Source organism: Pseudomonas sp. D3 (assembly GCF_029320995.1).
GTDB lineage: Bacteria > Pseudomonadota > Gammaproteobacteria > Pseudomonadales > Pseudomonadaceae > Aquipseudomonas > Aquipseudomonas paraveronii.
Window position 1 is genome coordinate 2,867,008 of sequence record NZ_CP119772.1, and the last position, 16,508, is coordinate 2,883,515.

Sequence of the window (16,508 nt, forward strand, 5' to 3'; positions counted from 1 at the left end):
ACAAGGAGGAACTAATGGGTTTTTTCAAGAAGGCTTTCAAGAAGGTTTCAAAGTTAACAGGAGGCTTGGTTGGTGGCGGTAGTGATAAGCCTAAAGACCCAGCTCCCGTAGCCGCTGCTGTTGAGGCGCCAGCTCCCGTAGCCGCTGCTCAAGTCGAAGCTCCTAAAGAGGACACGCAGACTGGCGAAGATGGCGATAGCGAAGCAGCAAAACGAGCTGCCAAGGCGAAGGGTAAACGATCCCTTTCCGTATCACGCAGCCAGGGGACCGGTCTGAACATCTAAGGAGGTCTATATGGCCTCTACGGCTCGCACAGGGCTTGGAGAAGAATCGGCGAAGGCAGTCTATGACCGCTTGAAGAATGACCGTGTTCCCTACGAGACCCGCGCTGAAAACTGCGCGAAAGTAACAATCCCCTCGCTGTTCCCAAAGACCTCGGATAACGCCTCGACTGACTACACCACACCGTGGCAGGCAGTGGGTGCCCGTGGTCTTAACAACTTGTCCGCCAAGGTGATGCTCGCTCTGTTCCCGCTGCAAAGCTGGATGAAGCTGAAGGTGTCCGAGTGGCAGGCAAAGCAACTTGTCACTGACCCTGAGCAACTGGCAATCGTGGATCAAGGCTTGGGTATGGTTGAGCGGATCATGATGTCTTTCATGGAAGCCAACAGCTACCGCGTGACGCTCTTTGAGCTGATCAGACAGTTAGCTCTTGCTGGCAATGGATGCCTTCACCTACCGCAACCGGATGCAAGCTCTACGGGCTACAACCCGATGAAGCTCTATCCCTTGAGTTCCTATGTGGTTCAGCGGGACTCCTTCGGGAACGTCTTGCAGATTGTCACGTTGGACAAGGTGGCCTACGCGGCCCTTCCTGAAGATGTCCGTAACTCCCTCTCGGATTCTGGCGACAAAAAGCCCGATGAAGAAGTGGAGGTCTACACACACGTTTACCTTGACGATGAGTCAGGCGACTTCTTGAGCTATCAGGAAGTGGACGGTGAGGAAGTGGACGGCACTGATGGGCAATACCCACCCGATGCGGTTCCATGGATCGCTGTGAGATGGACCAAGCGGGACGGTGAAAACTATGGCCGTTCCCACTGTGAGGAATACCTGGGCGACTTAACGTCCCTGGAGAACCTTCACGAATCCATGATCAAGTTTTCCATGATCGCCTCGAAGATCGTTGGCTTGGTGAACCCTAACGGGATGACCCAAGTACGGCGTCTTACCAAGGCCCAAACGGGCGACTTCGTAGCAGGCCGGAAGCAGGACATCGAGTTTTTGCAGCTTGAAAAGACTGCTGACTTCTCAGTCGCTAAGTCCGTGGCAGATGCCATTGAGTCCCGTCTTGCCTATGTCTTCATGCTGAACTCAGCCGTGCAGCGTTCGGGTGAGCGTGTGACTGCTGAAGAGATTCGGTATGTGGCAAGCGAGCTTGAGGACACTCTTGGCGGGGTCTATTCGATCCTCTCCCAGGAGCTTCAGTTGCCGCTTGTGCGGATTTTGCTGAACCAGCTTCAAGCCACCTCTCAGATTCCCGACATGCCCAAGGAGGCCGTAGAGCCAACTGTAAGCACCGGCCTGGAAGCACTTGGCCGTGGGCAGGACCTCGACAAGTTGACTCAGTTCTTCAATGGTCTGCAAGCGATTGCGCCGCTGATGCAAGACCCTGACATAAACATGAGCAACCTAAAGATTCGCCTCGCCAACGCCATTGGCATGGACACCGCTGGGCTCCTGCTCACGGACGCCGACAAGGCCAAACGCCAAGCTGAACAGATGGTCGCCCAAGGCGGTCAGGCTGCTGCTCAAGGTCTCGGCGCGGGTGTGGCTGCGCAAGCAACCGCAAGCCCGGAAAACATGCAGTCAGCCATGAACACCGCTGGCATTCAAGCGGGCCCTATCGGGGCCTGACAGAACACCTCAACAATACATTTAAGGAGACCCTATGCGATTCAACATGCTGGCTCTGGCCGTGGGCCACGTTTACCAATCCGCTGACGTCTATGCGTCCTTCGGCGTGAATAGCGCTGTGATGTCTTCCAGCGATCCTGCTGAACACGCTCAGAACATGTTGGCCCTGGACGTGGCTACCCGTGACGGCGACACCTCGATTGACCTTGCGGATGACTCTGAAGAGCAAACCGAAGAGTCCACTGAGGAAGAGGAAGCCAGCGAAGACGAAGAGGGCACCGAAAGTGAAGATGAGTCGGACGGCGCTGAGCCCGAACAGGGGGAGGATGGCTTTACGCCCCTTGGCGATCCTGATGAAGAACTGACCGAAGCCTCTCAGCAGCTTGATGAGTACTCCACGGGCTTCGATGAGATGCGCGCCCAGGCAATCAAAGCTGGCCTACCTGCTGACGTAGCGGCCCGCATCGAAGACGAATATGAAGCTGACGGGAAACTCTCGGACGACTCGTATGCGCAGTTGGCTAAAGCTGGCTATTCGGCTGGTTTCGTCAACTCGTTCATGAAGGGTCAGGAAGCTGTAGCAGAAGCCTACGTCTCCAAGATCGTGGCGTATGCAGGTGGCAAGGAACAGTTCGACCGCGTTGTGGCCCACCTGAAAGCCAACTCCCCGAAGTCCATGGACTCGCTGTATGACGCCATTGAGCGCCGGGACCTGAACACCGTTCAAACGGTAATCAACCTGGGCATGGCAAGTCAGGCAAAGAAGTTCGGTAAGCAGCCTGAGCGAACTTTGAACCGCCGTAATGCAACACCTGCGGGCCGTGCCCCTGCTCAACAAGCTGAGGGCTTTGCTACTCAAACCGATATGGTTAAAGCGATGAACGACCCGCGCTATGGTCGAGACGCTAAGTACACCCAGGAAGTTCGAAATAAGGTACTTGCCGCCTCTTGGTAAGACCTCCGATTTAAAACCCCCACTATAACAGAAAGATACTTTCGGACATCCGTCTGAAGGCCTTTCTGCGCCCGGAGATAACTGAATAAGGAGAGCTAATACATGGCAAATGCTAAAGGTCAACAGATTGGTAAGAACCAAGGTAAAGGCGTTACCGATGCGGACAAACTGGCTAACTTTCTAAAAGTTTTCGGTGGTGAAGTTCTGACTGCTTTCATGCGTCGGGCTGTAACCATGGACAAACATATGGTCCGTACCATTCAAAACGGTAAGTCCGCTTCGTTCCCGGTAATGGGCCGTACTGCCGGTTACTACCTTGCAGCCGGTGAGAACCTGGATGACAAGCGCGGTGACATCAAACACGCCGAGAAAGTTATTACTATCGACGGTCTGTTGGCTTCGGATGTTCTGATTTTCGATATTGAAAACGCCATGAACCACTATGACGTTGGTGCTGAGTATTCGGCTCAACTGGGTGAGGCTCTGGCTATCGCTGCGGACGGTGCTGTATTGGCTGAGATGGCTAAGCTGTGCAACTTGCCAGCCGCTGCTAACGAGAACATTGAAGGCCTGGGCACTGCGACCGTTCTGAAGATCGGTTCTAAGGCCACTCTGGAAGCTGACGCCGAGGCACTGGGTAAAGCGATCCTGAAGGCGCTCACCGTTGCCCGTGCGAAACTGACCCGCAACTATGTGCCTGCTCAAGATCGTAAGGTCTACACCAAGCCTGAATACTACAGCGCTATCTTGGCCGCATTGCTGCCTAACGCTGCCAACTTCTCGGCGCTTACCGATCCTGAAACCGGCAACATCAAGAACGTGATGGGCTTCGAGATCATCGAAGTACCACACCTGACTGAGGGCGGTGCAGGTGATGACCGTCAAGGCACCAACCGTAAGCACGCGTTCCCTGAGACAACTGGCGGTGACGTACAGGTAGCTCTGGATAACGTGGTCGCTCTGTTCAACCACCGTTCGGCTGTGGGCACCGTGAAGCTGAAAGATATGGCTCTGGAGCGTGCCCGCCGTCCTGAATTCCAGGCTGATCAGATCATTGGTCGCTACGCGATGGGGCACGGTGGCCTGCGTCCTGAAGCTGCTGGCGCACTGGTTTTCACAGCGGCCTGACCTCAGTAACTGGCGTAACGCTTAGCCAAGCGACTATGACTCTCCAGATCGGAAACTCTAAGTCTCTGACGGCTACCGCTGCGCCTGCTGAGGCCACTAATACTTCTGTCACATGGAAGTCCAGCAATGAAGCTGTGGCTACTGTGAGTTCTGCGGGAGTCGTTACGGCCGTTGCTCAAGGAACCGCTGGGATTACATGCACAACTGTAGATGGCTCTTTCTCTAAGAGCTGCGCAGTGACTGTGCCTGCTGCTTCCTAAAACCACCTAAAGCCCCTCATCCCGTTTTCTTAAAGGGTTAGAGGGGCTTTTTGTTTCTTGCACATACCTTCAGGAGGGCCTAATGGCAAGCCTTGAATCATTCATTGAGTCCGACGATGAGCTGTCAGCAGTTAATGACATGCTTGCAGCTATTGGCGAGTCGCCTGTTAGTTCCCTGGAAGGGGACCCTAACGCTGATGTGGCTAACTGCCGTCGCTTGCTCAATCAGGTAAATCGTGAAGTCCAGTCTAAAGGCTGGGCTTTCAATATCGAAGAGGATGCAACGTTAACCCCTGATACTTTCTCGGGGCTCATTAACTATCTCGGCGATTATCTAAAGATCACCACCGGAAACTATTCAAATCGCAGCGGGTTTCTCTACGACCGCACAGCGAAGACCGATGTGTTTACGGCACCCATAACTGTGTCCCTGGTGCGCCTTCGGGAATACCAAGAGATGCCTGAGTGTTTTCGCTCTTACATCGTCGCTAAGGCCTCCCGGCGTTTCAATATTCGGTTCTTTGGGGCCGGTGAGATTGAGGGTTCTTTACAGGAGCAGGAGGCAACCGCCTGGGCTGAATGCCAGGAGTACGAACTTGATTATGGTAACTACAACATGCTCGATGGTGACGCATGGACTGGTGGCCGAATCTCCCGTTAATCCCAATAACAAGGAGGTCACTACATGGGTCTTGTTTCCCAAAGTGTTAAGAACCTTAAAGGAGGTATATCGCAACAGCCGGACATTCTGCGCTTCAGTAACCAAGGTAAGGTACAAATCAATGGATGGTCTTCAGAAACTGAAGGTCTACAGAAGCGCCCACCAACGACCTTTCTGAAGCGCTTAGGTGCTGTGGGTATGTTTGGCGCGAAGCCTCTTATCCACCTCGTGAACCGTGATGCATCCGAACAGTATTTTATGGTGTTCACGGGGCAGGGCGTTGAAGTTGCGGACCTCAAAGGGAACCGCTACACCGTCCGGGGCTACAACGGTTATGCCAACTGTGAGCATCCACGGAATGACCTGCGCTTAATCACCGTCGCTGACTACACGTTCGTTACCAACCGCAACAAGCTGACAGCAATGAAAAGCACGCTGACCCATGCCGACTACGGTTCTATGACGAGGCGCTGTGTAATCAACGTCAGAGGCGGTCAATACGGCCGAACCCTGAAGATACACATCAACGATGTCCAGATGGCAATCCTGAAGATGCCCGTAGGTGACTCTGTGGTGACTACGCCGCCCCAGGTGGAGCAGACGGATGCCGGTTACATCGCTACTCAGATGGCCGCACAGATCAACACTAACGGCGCTTCTCGCGGGATCACCGCACAGGCGGGCCAAGGTTGGATCATTGTGACAGCCGCTGGGAACGACATTAAGACCGTGAAGACCGAGGACGGCTACGCAAACCAACTGCTCAACTCGTTCATCTATCAGGTCCAGACGTTCGCCAAGTTGCCCGCTCAGTGCATTGACGGATACCTCGTGGAAATCACAGGGGAGGCATCACGTACCGGGGATAACTATTGGGTGCGGTATGACTCAGCGGGGCAGGTTTGGAAGGAGACCGTTAAGCCAGGGATCATTACCGGGTTTGAGCCAACGTCTATGCCTCATGCCCTGGTCCGAGCGGCTGACGGTCAGTTTGACTGGAAAGCCTTAACGTGGCCTGACAGAACCTGTGGGGACGACTTAACGAACCCCATGCCCTCGTTTGTAGAGGCGACCATTAACGACATTTTCTTCTTCAGGAACCGCTTAGGTTTCCTCTCGGGTGAAAACGTTGTGATGTCCAGGACCTCGAAGTATTTCAACTTCTTCCCGGCCTCTGTCAGCTCCATCAGTGACGACGATCCTATTGACGTAGCGATCAGTCACAACCGGGTGAGCATCCTAAAGTACGCCGTACCGTTCTCCGAACAGTTGCTGCTGTGGTCCGATCAGGCTCAGTTCGTTCTGTCCTCTCAGGGGATCATGTCGACCAAGACGGCCCAGTTGGACCTAACCACAGAGTTCGATGTGAGCGATGGGGCACGGCCTTTTGGGATTGGGCGGGGTGTTTACTTCGCTGCACCGAGAGCGGCCTATACGAGCCTCAAGCGGTACTACGCGGTGCAGGATGTGAGCGACGTTAAGTCAGCAGAAGACATCTCTTCGCACGTTCCAAGCTATCTGCAAAACGTGGTCTATCACATCCACGGGTCAGGTACTGAGAACTTCGTTTCCGTCCTTTCGGATTCCGAAGAAAACAAGGTCTACATCTACAAGTTCCTCTACCTCAAGGAAGAGCTGGTACAGCAGTCTTGGTCACATTGGGAATTCGGTATTACCAACCGGGTCCTGGCGGCTGACTGTATTGGTTCGTATATGTACCTGCTGAATGAGCGCGCAGGTGTCGGGATGTGCCTGGAGCGCATCGAGTTCACAGCGGACACCGTGGACTACATGCAGGAGCCTTATAGGGCCTACATGGACATGAAGAAGCTGATGACACCTACGCGGTACGACGAGGACCTGAATGAGACCTATGCGAGCCTGAGTGACATCTATGGCGGTGTTCCTGATCCCCTTTCAGTGTTCTACACCCTGGACCCACAGGGCGTCTTAGAGCGCCACACCTCGGACAACTGGAACGTGGACGACCGGATTAAGTTAGTCGGGAATCGCATGGGCACGACTTTCATCGTTGGTCATGAGTACGGCTTTCAATACGAGTTCTCAAAGTTCCTCATCAAGCAAACAGCAGATGACGGTACGACCAATACCGAGGACATCGGGCGTCTTCAGCTACGGCGAGCATGGGTGAACTACGACAATTCGGGCGCCTTTGAAATCAACGTGAACAATGGGTCCACACAGTTCGTGTACGTAATGGCAGGTGGGCGCCTGGGCACAGAAGCAACTCTTGGCGGGCTCACGTTGGGTACAGGGCAATTCAAGTTCCCAGTCACGGGCAACGCCAAGGCTCAAAGCGTAACCCTTTCGTCCTATGCACCAGTCCCTCTGAACATCATCGGATGCGGTTGGGAGGGTAACTACATGCGCCGGTCAAGTGGCGTGTAAGGAGATAACAAATACAAGGAGGAATCTATGCGACTGATCAAGGCCACTGAGGCCCACTTAAAGGCTGCTGCTGCTGACCTTTGCGCCTCGGACCTTCAAGAGTTTCACTGTATGAAAGCCGGTAGAGACCCCCGCGATGTTCTCCCGGAAGCAATTGATGAACACGCCCAGGCAATCGTCGTGGGCTCCCTGGTCTTGGCAGTAGGCGGGCATACCGCGCTGGGTATCTGGTTCGTGACGACCAATGTGGTCCACATGCTGACCCCAGCCGAACGCTTCCAATTTTACCGCCTGCTTAAAGCGAACCTTGATCGGGTCAAGCAGCGCTCACCGAGTCCTAAAACCAACTGGGTTTCTGTGGACAACCACGCACACATCCGCTTGCTGACAAAGCTGGGAGCCTCCTTCAACGAGGGCATCTTTATGTCACCTGCCGGATTTGCCTTTAAACAATTCTGGCTATAGGAGGGCGGCGCTATGTGCGAACCCGTAAGCATCGGTCTGGCGGTTGTCGCCGTGGCTGGTGCAGCAATGAGTGCATCGGAAGGGGCCAAGGCTAAGGGCCAGATGACAGACAACGAGCGTAAGTCCCAAAACGAAATCGTGAAGCAAGCGAACTTCGCGGAGAACGATCAGAAACTTGCAACCGTGGATAAACACGATGAGGCCCGCCGTCAGCTCACTGAGGTGAACCTACAGGCTCTACGGAACCAAGGGACCATCAACGCTGCTGTAGGCGAGTCGGGTCTTGCGGGCAACTCCATGGACCGCATCAAGAACTCTGTAGCCAACGATGCATCGGCGCAGAAGATGAACATCACCGAAAACTACGAGCGGGACTACCAGGCGATCTTTGCGAATCGCGTGGGTAGCTCTGAGAACTCTAAGGCTGCTGTACGTGGTGCAGGTGGCAATAACTACAAGGTGAACAACATCGCCAACGCCCTGAATATCGTATCGGCTGGTGGCAGTGCCTATACGGCATCTGGTGGCAAGTTCGGTAAGGGCGCTTCAACGACACCAGCGGGAGGTAAGACAGCGTAATGGCTAATGATATTGCACAAGCACTGGGCCAATCAGCCCAAACAACAGCGGGCCGTCAAGGCTTCCGAGCGGGGTCTGGTACAGGCTATCAGGCTGCACGAATCGCTAAGCCCGTCTTGGACACCTCCCTTGGGGATGCCATGCGGAACTTCGTGAAAGCTGGTGGGGATTCCTTTGCGTCCTACGAGCAGAACCGAAAGTCTCAGGCAGACGAGCGCTCAAACGAGATTATCCGAAAGCTGACCCCTGAGCAGCGCCGACAGGCAATCGGGGAGGGGACTTTGCTCTATGCAGATGATCCAGACGCTATGCAGCAACTGCGCCTCAAGTCGGGCCGTAACGCTGCCTACGAGGTGGATAACGAGGTCCAGACGGAAATCCAGAAGGGGTCTTTCCGATCCCGTAAGGAGCTGGATGAGTGGCGCCAAACTCGCATGGAGCAGAAGTCCAAGAACTACGCTGAGATGGCAGGTATTGATCCTAATGACACCATGTACCAGCAAGGTTTCAATGCGGACATCACTCAGCGTAACGCTGCCGTCTACGACCTGCACTCACAGTACCTCTCCAAGAACCTTGAGACCCAAGCGGTACTTGAGACCCAAGCTGACCTTCAGCCTATGCTGGATGACCCGAAGATCCTGGGGAACCCTGCGAGTGCGGAACACTTTGCGAGCTACTTCAATAATAACCTCAAGACCGGCGTGTTCCCGAGTGACGGCCACGCGGTTCAGGCTCTTCAACGAGTGGCCTCAGCGGCTGTAGAGAAGGACGGCGGCGTGACGCTGCTGGATAACTTGGGAGACAAGACGATCAACGTCTACGGGGGCCAGCGGAAGGTCGCGGACTTGTTGGGTCCTGAGATGATGGACAACCTGAAGATGAAGGCCGCTAAGTCCACCTACACGCGCAACTCAAAGCGAAACGAAGAGTTCGAGCTTGGCCTTGCCAATGCCGTGCATCAAGTGGACCCAGCAGCAGGTTGGCAGGCTCTCAATAAACTTGAGCAGGGGAACGATTGGATTCAGACGGGGGAGCAGATGACGCCTCAACGTCAAAAGCTGATCGACGCTAAGAAGCAGATGATTGCCAAGGTGGCCCAGGACTCACAGGCTGGTCTCTTGAAGTTGCAACAAGCTGCCCAGGCGGACAACCGACAGGCTGTAATCGAATACGCTTACGCGCGGCGAATGAGTCAGGAGAACGTCGCTGTATCCCCTAAGTTCCTCCCAGTGAATGACAGTACCGGGGAGTTCAAAGAGAGTGACATGGCGACCTATGCAGCCAACAAGCTGAATCAGATCAACGCCATGTCCATCCCTGAAGAGAACAAGTCCGCAATGAAGGCTGCATTGCTTCGGGCTGACTACGACAAGGGGCCGTTTCAAGAGAACTTCAAGACCCTCTTAACGGACGCCTCTCGGGAGTGGCAGGGCGCTTTGCTCAACCCTGAGCCGACTGCGGACATGCCTCGCCTGAAGGAGCTGCAAGCTGCCTATCAGCAGGACCCTTCAACCATTGCTCAGCTCTTCCCGGATCAAGCGGGCCTCCTTGAGAAACTTCGGTATTCGGCAGAGTCGGGCATCGATCCACAGATTCTGATCGACGCTGAGAAGTCCAAAAAGGGCCTCAGCAAGGACGAATCGAAATTTAGGGATGAGCAGTGGTCTTCCGTCAAGAACGACAGCGGATACAAGGAACTGAAGTTCATCCCTGGACAATTCGAGAGTCAAGCCCGTCAGGTATTCGATGCGGTGACATTGCGGTCTGGTGATTCCAACGAAGCAGCAAGTGCCGTCTCGGAGTACCTGAAGAAAACCGCTGTGTCATTCACCGATGACAAGGGCACCTTCAGCTCTAACAGCTTCCACGGGATGGTCAGTAAACGGGACCTCATGACGGACGTAAACGATGTCACTTCATGGGAGACCGGCAAGTCGATCATCGACGAGACCATGCAGAACCTGCGTAAAGACGCCGACTGGGGCGCGGGTGGCCTAACCGTCACTGCAACCCAAGGCAACATCATCATCCAGTCCCTTACGGGGCGACGACTCCGACTCAGTAAGGATGCCCTCGGGAACCTTGCGCGGGATCGTGCTGCACAGCAGAAACAAGCGGCCTTCGACAAGAACGTGAAGTCTGCGCAGAAAGATCAAGAGCTACACGACCGGTACATCCTCGGAGGTGCCCGCAAACAATGACCTGAATAAAGGAGACCTCTATGAGTAACGACTATGAATCTGTGAAGGCCAAGGGGACACCCTACGACGCCATGATTCGACAAGAGGCTGACCGTAATGAAATCCCATACGAGTTCATGCACAAGCTCATCTACAACGAGTCGAGCTTTAACAACAACGCCAAGTCCCCTACAGGCCCAAGGGGCCTCGGACAGTTCACAGAGTTGACCGGTAAGGCTTACGGCCTGATGACCCCTGAAGATCGTATGGACCCACAGAAGGCAGTCCCTGCGATTGCCCGCCACCTCAAGGACCTCAAAGGCGCCTATCAGGGTGACTTGCTGAAGGCCGCTTTGGCATACAACCAAGGACAGGGCCGTTTGGGCTCCCCTCAGTTGGCCGCACTGGATCAAGGTGACTTCACCAAGATCAGTCCCGAGGGTCAGAACTACATGCGCAAGCTGCTGGACGTGTCCGGTGATTCGCCTTCCCGCCAATGGTTCGATGCCCAAGGAGTGACCAATCCCGGTATCAACCCAAAGGCCCAAGCCGTCAGCTTTGAGGATGCTACTCGGGGTGTGACGGCAGGCTCTAAGGTTCGTGTGGGTCAGGACCTCCCTCAGTTGGGCAATATGAATCTGGAAGGGGGCACAGCCCCTCAGACTCAACAAGACTTCATCACCCTTGAGAACCACATTGGGAAGCCTGCAAAGGGCACCTTCGAGGGTACAGGCGATGCCACAGCAGCATCTCTGGCTACCTCACCGATGGCCTCTCTGTTCCGGTACGCGACACAGGAAGACCATGACCCGCTGGACTGGGTGAACCCAAGCGATACCTCTCAGTGGACTGCTGACGATTACGACATGATCCGCAAGGAGGGTGTGGACCCTCAATACTTCAGCTTCGTGCAGGACTACGCCAAGGGCAAAAGGGCCAACCTTCCGAACGCCATTGCGATGGCAAAGGAGAACATGGCCTATGAGCAGCGCATCGGTAACGCTGGGACAGGCGCTCAGATTGTCGGTGGGTTTGCGGGGGCCGGTCTGGACCCTCTGACCTACACGCCTATTCCAGGGACAACCGGTGTGCGCCTCATCTCTCGGGTTGCTCAAGGTGCGATGTACTCGGGGGCGGCTGCTGTTGCCTCTGAGGGGCTACGTGAAAACATCACGGGCATTGAGGGGCACTACGGGACAGCTCTCGTGGGTGGTGCATTGTTCGGTGCCGGGGCTACAGCTCTGTTTGATAAGGCGCTGAGGGCTGCACCGCATGAGGCTCCCCGCGTAGATGTTCCAGACGCTGACCTTGAATCGATCCTTGCGCGACACGGTGAGTCCGCCTTGCCGAATGAGCGCTTTGACCTGCATCCCGATATGGAGCCTGACTTGAACGACTTCGCGGGTCCGAGCATTCGCTTGGAGGCCCGTGAGACCGCTCGCCAGTTGGGTCAGGATGATCCTTCACGGTTCCCATGGTTGGCCGGTGAGGAACCCAAGGAAGCCTTTGGGGTGAGCTATGTTGACCATCCTAACGAGCCTGGGGCCGTGCGCTTGCAGGACGGTTCAATCCTGTCTGCTGACAATCCATTGAACCCTAAGACCCTTCAGGACGCCATGGAGGTTATGCCGGATGACCGTGCAGCCCGAGGGGTGACTATGGGCGGCTTTACCGAGATTGGCTACACGCTGAATCGCTCGGAGAACTCTGAGATTCTGGCGATTGGTAATCAACTGTTCAGGTCTCCTACAGGGACCATCAGCGGCTCTAACGGGAAGTTCGGGGCTACCGCCTCGGACATCATTGAGCGTATCCGGGGCCAGGACCATGTGACCTACAACAAGATGTCTGATGAAGTTCTTGAGGCGATCAAAGACCCAAGCTATGCGATGACTGACGGCGGTCGGCAAGCTCACATTGAGCGTGCTTTCAGGCGTGTCGCTGAGGCCACTGAGGACCTTTCGGGTTCCAAGGCGGCGCAGCTCACAGCCGGTGAGAAGAAGCTGATGGGCACCGTTAAGGCTCACTACGACCGTAAGGCTGAATACCTTGCAGCGCCTGCCCAGTTCGGCAACAGGAACGCCCGAGCGGTTCTTTCGGGCACCCGTCACGCTGGCTCGTACATCCCGAATGTCTACAGCTCAGCCGCGAAGAACCTGAACATCCAACGCTTCGGTGGGGCGGATGGTCTGCGCGATGCCATTAAGGAGTCGTGGTTGTCTTCCTACGCTGCACGGCCTCACGTAAAGACTCGGGTGGACACTCATCTGAAGGCGCTTGCGATTGCCGAGGGGCGCGTACTGGAAGACAAGGACCTTCCCGCCGCTGTTGAACTGTATGCCAGCAACAAGGCATACGGCATTAGCCACTCGGACCAGTTCGACCGTGCAACGCTCATCGACAATAGTGCCGAAGGTCTGGTCGGCGTGGAGAACAACAATTTCCTCGAAGGCCGTCACCTGTTCGATTCGGACATGGCGGTGCCCCTTAGTGATGGCTCACAGTTCTCTGTGAATGACCTGCGTGAGTTTGACCTGGCGCGCATCACCCCAAGCTATGACCGCCGTGTGAACGGTGACATTGGGATCATGGGGGCCACGGGGAAAACTACGAAGGAACTCAAGGCTCAGATTGCAGGGGTCCAGAAGGGGAAGGGAACGTCGCAGGAAGTGAAGGCATTGCAGGATGCGCTCAAGATTCTGACAGGCCGTGCCCGAAGAGACCCCGAAGGCGCCCTTGCAACCGCTTCCCGTGCCTTGGCAGACATGAGCTTCTTCGCCAAGAACGCCTACATGGGCGTGCAGTCAATAACTGAGGTTGCCGCAATGGTGACTAAAGGGCACACACGGATGCTCCTGAAGGGCGTCCCACTGCTCAAGGAGATGACCGCCTGGGGCTCCAAGATCAAGGCAAAGGACCTTGCAGACATGCACTCTATGGTCTTCGGTCGGGAGCTGGATAACCACATTCGGCCAACCCGCCAGGACATCATCCAGCGTCTCCGAGAGCAGGCAGAAACAAACCCTATGCTTGCCCAGGTTGTGGGCTCTGTGAAGTACACCACACAGGAGCTGTCAGCTCGATCACCGTTCACCAAGTTCCTCACAGAGTCGTCTAACTACATCGCGGATGCAGGGCGTTCCGGGGTCCTCTCGGACTTCGTGAATCATGTGGTGGACGGTCGGGCCTCGAAGCTCTTTGAGGACACCCGCCTGAAGTCTATGTCTATCACCCCCGAGCAGTTCGCGGGAATGAAAGACCTGATTAAGACCTACGTGAAGAAGCAGCCTGACGGGTCCTACAAGATCACCGATAGAGCAGCCTTTCAGCGTGACCCTCGGACAATGGACCTGTGGCGTATGGGCGACAAGATTGCAGATGAGACGATCCTACGACCACACAAGCTGTCTTCGGTAGACACCGAGGCATACGGTGCTGGCGTCAAGATGGCGATGCAGTTCAAGAACTTCACCATGCGTTCAGTCAACTCCCGGCTCATCCGTGGCTACCACGATGCCACGAAGAACGGTCGTGCAATCGACCAGACCATGCAGGCGGTTCTCTCTACGGGACTGGCCGTTTCTGGCTACGTAGCGATGAAGTACAGCCAAGCGGCGGGGATGCCAAAAGACCAGCGTGAGAAGTTCCTACAGCAGTCCCTTGACCCCAAGATGCTTGCCTATGCGGCTCTGTCGCGCAGCTCCCACATTGGGGCTCCTTTGGGGCTGGCGAACATCGTAGCGGCACCTTTGGGATTTGATCAGGCCGCTGCTGTGCGCTCTTCGATTCTCCCACGTGGTCCCAAAGAACAACGCCCTCAAGGTGCCATGAAGTACTCCCCCACGAAGTCTGAAGGGTTCACTGGGTTCCTTGGCCGGGTATCCGAACAGGTTCCAGCAATTGGAACTGTAGCAAGCGGGTATCAGGTGGGTTTCAACTCAATGGGGGCTGCTGGTACTGACTCCCGTCGAGCTGATCAGGAATACATGACAGGTGTCTTCAACGGTCTTCGCGGCCTCGTGCCGAATGATCCGGTATCGCAAAAGCTCTTGCTCATGCTGATGGAAGGGCAGGGCGTAGAGATTCGTTAAGAAAGCGCCTCCCGCAAAAGCCCCCACTATAAGCAGATGTCACCACGAGTCTGCTTTCTCATTCATAACTCAAGGAGGACTTAATGGCCGCTCCCAAGACAGTCCTAACGTATCCACTAAATGGTGCGCAAAAGGACTTTATAATTCCATTCGAGTATTTGGCTCGTAAGTTCATCGCCGTGACCCTCATTGGTAAAACACGGCAGACCCTCACGCTTAACTCCGACTATCGGTTTACTTCCCGTACCAATGTCACGACCACAAAGGCGTGGGGGCCGGGGGATCAATTCACAAGTATAGAGATTCGCCGGGTTACTTCGGCAACTGATCGCCTCGTTGATTTTGCCGATGGGTCGATTCTTCGGGCCTACGATTTGAACACCTCACAGGTTCAATCGCTGCACATTGCTGAAGAGGCCCGTGACCTGACGGCGGACACCATTGCGGTGAACAATGATGGTGATTTGGATGCCCGTGGTCGGCGCCTTGTTAACCTTGCAGATGCGGTGTTGGATGGTGACGCCGTTACCTTGCGGCAAGACAAAGCATGGGGCGCCTCGGCGTTGAATCAAGCTAACCGCTCTGAGCAACAGGCAAACATTGCGACCCAGCAAGCTAACATTGCGGGCTCTCAGGCGCGAACTGCGGTTGACGCGGCGGGAACATCCACGGTCATGGCTAATGAGTCGGCGCGGCATTCTGGTAACTCAAGCACATCGGCGGCACAGTCCAAGGAATCCGCTACCACTTCGATCGCCAACTCGAACCTTTCGAAGGCATGGGCTAACGCCGCTGAGGATGTTCTGGTGACCCCCGGCCTGTACTCGTCGCTGCACTACTCCCGCAAGTCCGCCAATAGCGCGGCTCAGGCGTATCAGGATGCAAACCGTTCGACCACTCAAGCTGATCGATCTAAGACCGAGGCTGACCGTGCGAAAGTTGAGGCTGACAAGCTGGGTAACGCGAATGCCTTCATGGGCACTATCTTCGATGTTCAGGGTTACGCTGTACGCTTCCGGGGTACGCATCTGATAAAACAGGCGCTCTACATTCAGAGGCAGGGCACAGATGACATAAGTGACTTTGTTAGCTGGAGTTACGAGCCTAACGGTGCTGTTTATCAGCGAAGTCGTTATGGGGTGCCGTTCACGAGTCTTGATCCAAGCGGCAACTTTGCTGTATCCGGCACCATCACCGCAAACTCTGGCTCGTTCTTCTCTGTGTCTCCTGCTGACTCGGGGAACGCTCACTTATGGTTTGACGGTCCGAGCGGGAATCGCGGAGTAATCTACGCGGGCATTGATCAGGTAATCCGGCTCCGCGCCGGTCGAACCACAGTGGGTATGACCGTGGAGCCTAACGGCAAGGTCAACACTGCCACCGATCTTATCGTGGGGGGCTCTATTGGCCTGCCTCAAGCTACCATCCCGCCTAACGCGGACATCCGCGCCGAATGGATGACTGGAGGAAGTCTTTATGGAGCGCTTAGTCGCGTCACTCCTGGCACGCGCCTGCGTAACACCCCCTCGGTAATATGGGAGCGTGGTGTGGACACAGTTGGAGGTGTAGGTGACCAAGGGGCGACGGGTTCTCAGTTTTATCTCCGCGAGCCTTTACAGTCCGGTGACTTCTACATGTTCGAGATTTACGGCGGCGGCAAGTTTTATTCGACAACCAACTGTATTCCTTTTGGTGAGTCTGCAACCGAAGAACACAACGTGCAGTTTGATAGCGGTGGGGCAATGCTGTTTACCCTTACTGAAGGCGGGCGGCGCATCACTGTGAAGGCTGGCAAACCCAATAATCAGTATGGGATTCGGCGTGTGTTCATCTTCAAACTTACCATTGCCTAAAGGA

11 protein-coding genes are annotated in these 16,508 nt (G+C 55.2%); all 11 read left to right on the forward strand.

Features of this window, described 5'->3' with window-relative positions; all coding sequences use genetic code 11:
• The first annotated feature begins 14 nt into the window (after nt 1-14).
• The 11 genes from P3S72_RS13255 to P3S72_RS13305 all read left to right on the forward strand — a co-directional run bounded on the left by P3S72_RS13255 (nt 15) and on the right by P3S72_RS13305 (nt 16,504).
• Nucleotides 15-284, forward strand: a complete 270-nt coding sequence (locus P3S72_RS13255) for a hypothetical protein (RefSeq protein ID WP_276197684.1) — start codon at nt 15-17, stop codon at nt 282-284.
• Between the two features lie 10 nt (nt 285-294).
• Nucleotides 295-1,920: a portal protein gene (locus tag P3S72_RS13260; RefSeq protein ID WP_276197685.1), complete on the forward strand. Its 1,626-nt coding sequence runs from the start codon at nt 295-297 to the stop codon at nt 1,918-1,920.
• Nucleotides 1,921-1,954: 34 nt separating this feature from the next.
• A complete protein-coding gene (locus P3S72_RS13265; RefSeq protein WP_276197686.1) occupies nt 1,955-2,875 on the forward strand; it encodes a hypothetical protein in 921 nt (306 codons plus the stop codon).
• Between the two features lie 102 nt (nt 2,876-2,977).
• Entirely contained in the window at nt 2,978-4,003 is a 1,026-nt protein-coding gene (locus tag P3S72_RS13270; protein ID WP_273911877.1) for a hypothetical protein, read from the forward strand.
• 342 nt (nt 4,004-4,345) lie between these two features.
• The gene (locus P3S72_RS13275; RefSeq protein WP_276197687.1) at nt 4,346-4,924 is read left to right on the forward strand and encodes a hypothetical protein; all 579 of its coding nucleotides are present in this window, start codon (nt 4,346-4,348) and stop codon (nt 4,922-4,924) included.
• A 24-nt stretch (nt 4,925-4,948) separates the two neighbouring features.
• Nucleotides 4,949-7,333, forward strand: a complete 2,385-nt coding sequence (locus P3S72_RS13280) for a hypothetical protein (RefSeq protein WP_276197688.1) — start codon at nt 4,949-4,951, stop codon at nt 7,331-7,333.
• Nucleotides 7,334-7,360: 27 nt separating this feature from the next.
• Nucleotides 7,361-7,798 carry a phage protein Gp13 family protein gene (locus P3S72_RS13285; protein ID WP_276197689.1) on the forward strand — a complete coding sequence of 146 codons (438 nt, stop codon included), beginning with the start codon at nt 7,361-7,363 and terminating at the stop codon, nt 7,796-7,798.
• A gap of 12 nt (nt 7,799-7,810) precedes the next feature.
• Nucleotides 7,811-8,377, forward strand: coding sequence for a hypothetical protein (locus P3S72_RS13290; protein ID WP_236238535.1), 567 nt, complete (start codon nt 7,811-7,813; stop codon nt 8,375-8,377).
• Nucleotides 8,377-10,581 (forward strand): hypothetical protein, encoded by a 2,205-nt coding sequence (locus P3S72_RS13295; protein WP_276197690.1) that lies wholly within the window; start codon nt 8,377-8,379, stop codon nt 10,579-10,581. Before P3S72_RS13290 ends, P3S72_RS13295 begins: the two co-directional genes overlap by 1 nt.
• A 20-nt stretch (nt 10,582-10,601) precedes the next feature.
• A complete protein-coding gene (locus tag P3S72_RS13300; RefSeq protein WP_276197691.1) occupies nt 10,602-14,651 on the forward strand; it encodes a transglycosylase SLT domain-containing protein in 4,050 nt (1,349 codons plus the stop codon).
• A gap of 83 nt (nt 14,652-14,734) precedes the next feature.
• A complete protein-coding gene (locus P3S72_RS13305; protein WP_276197692.1) occupies nt 14,735-16,504 on the forward strand; it encodes a phage tail fiber protein in 1,770 nt (589 codons plus the stop codon).
• The last annotated feature ends 4 nt before the right edge of the window (nt 16,505-16,508 follow it).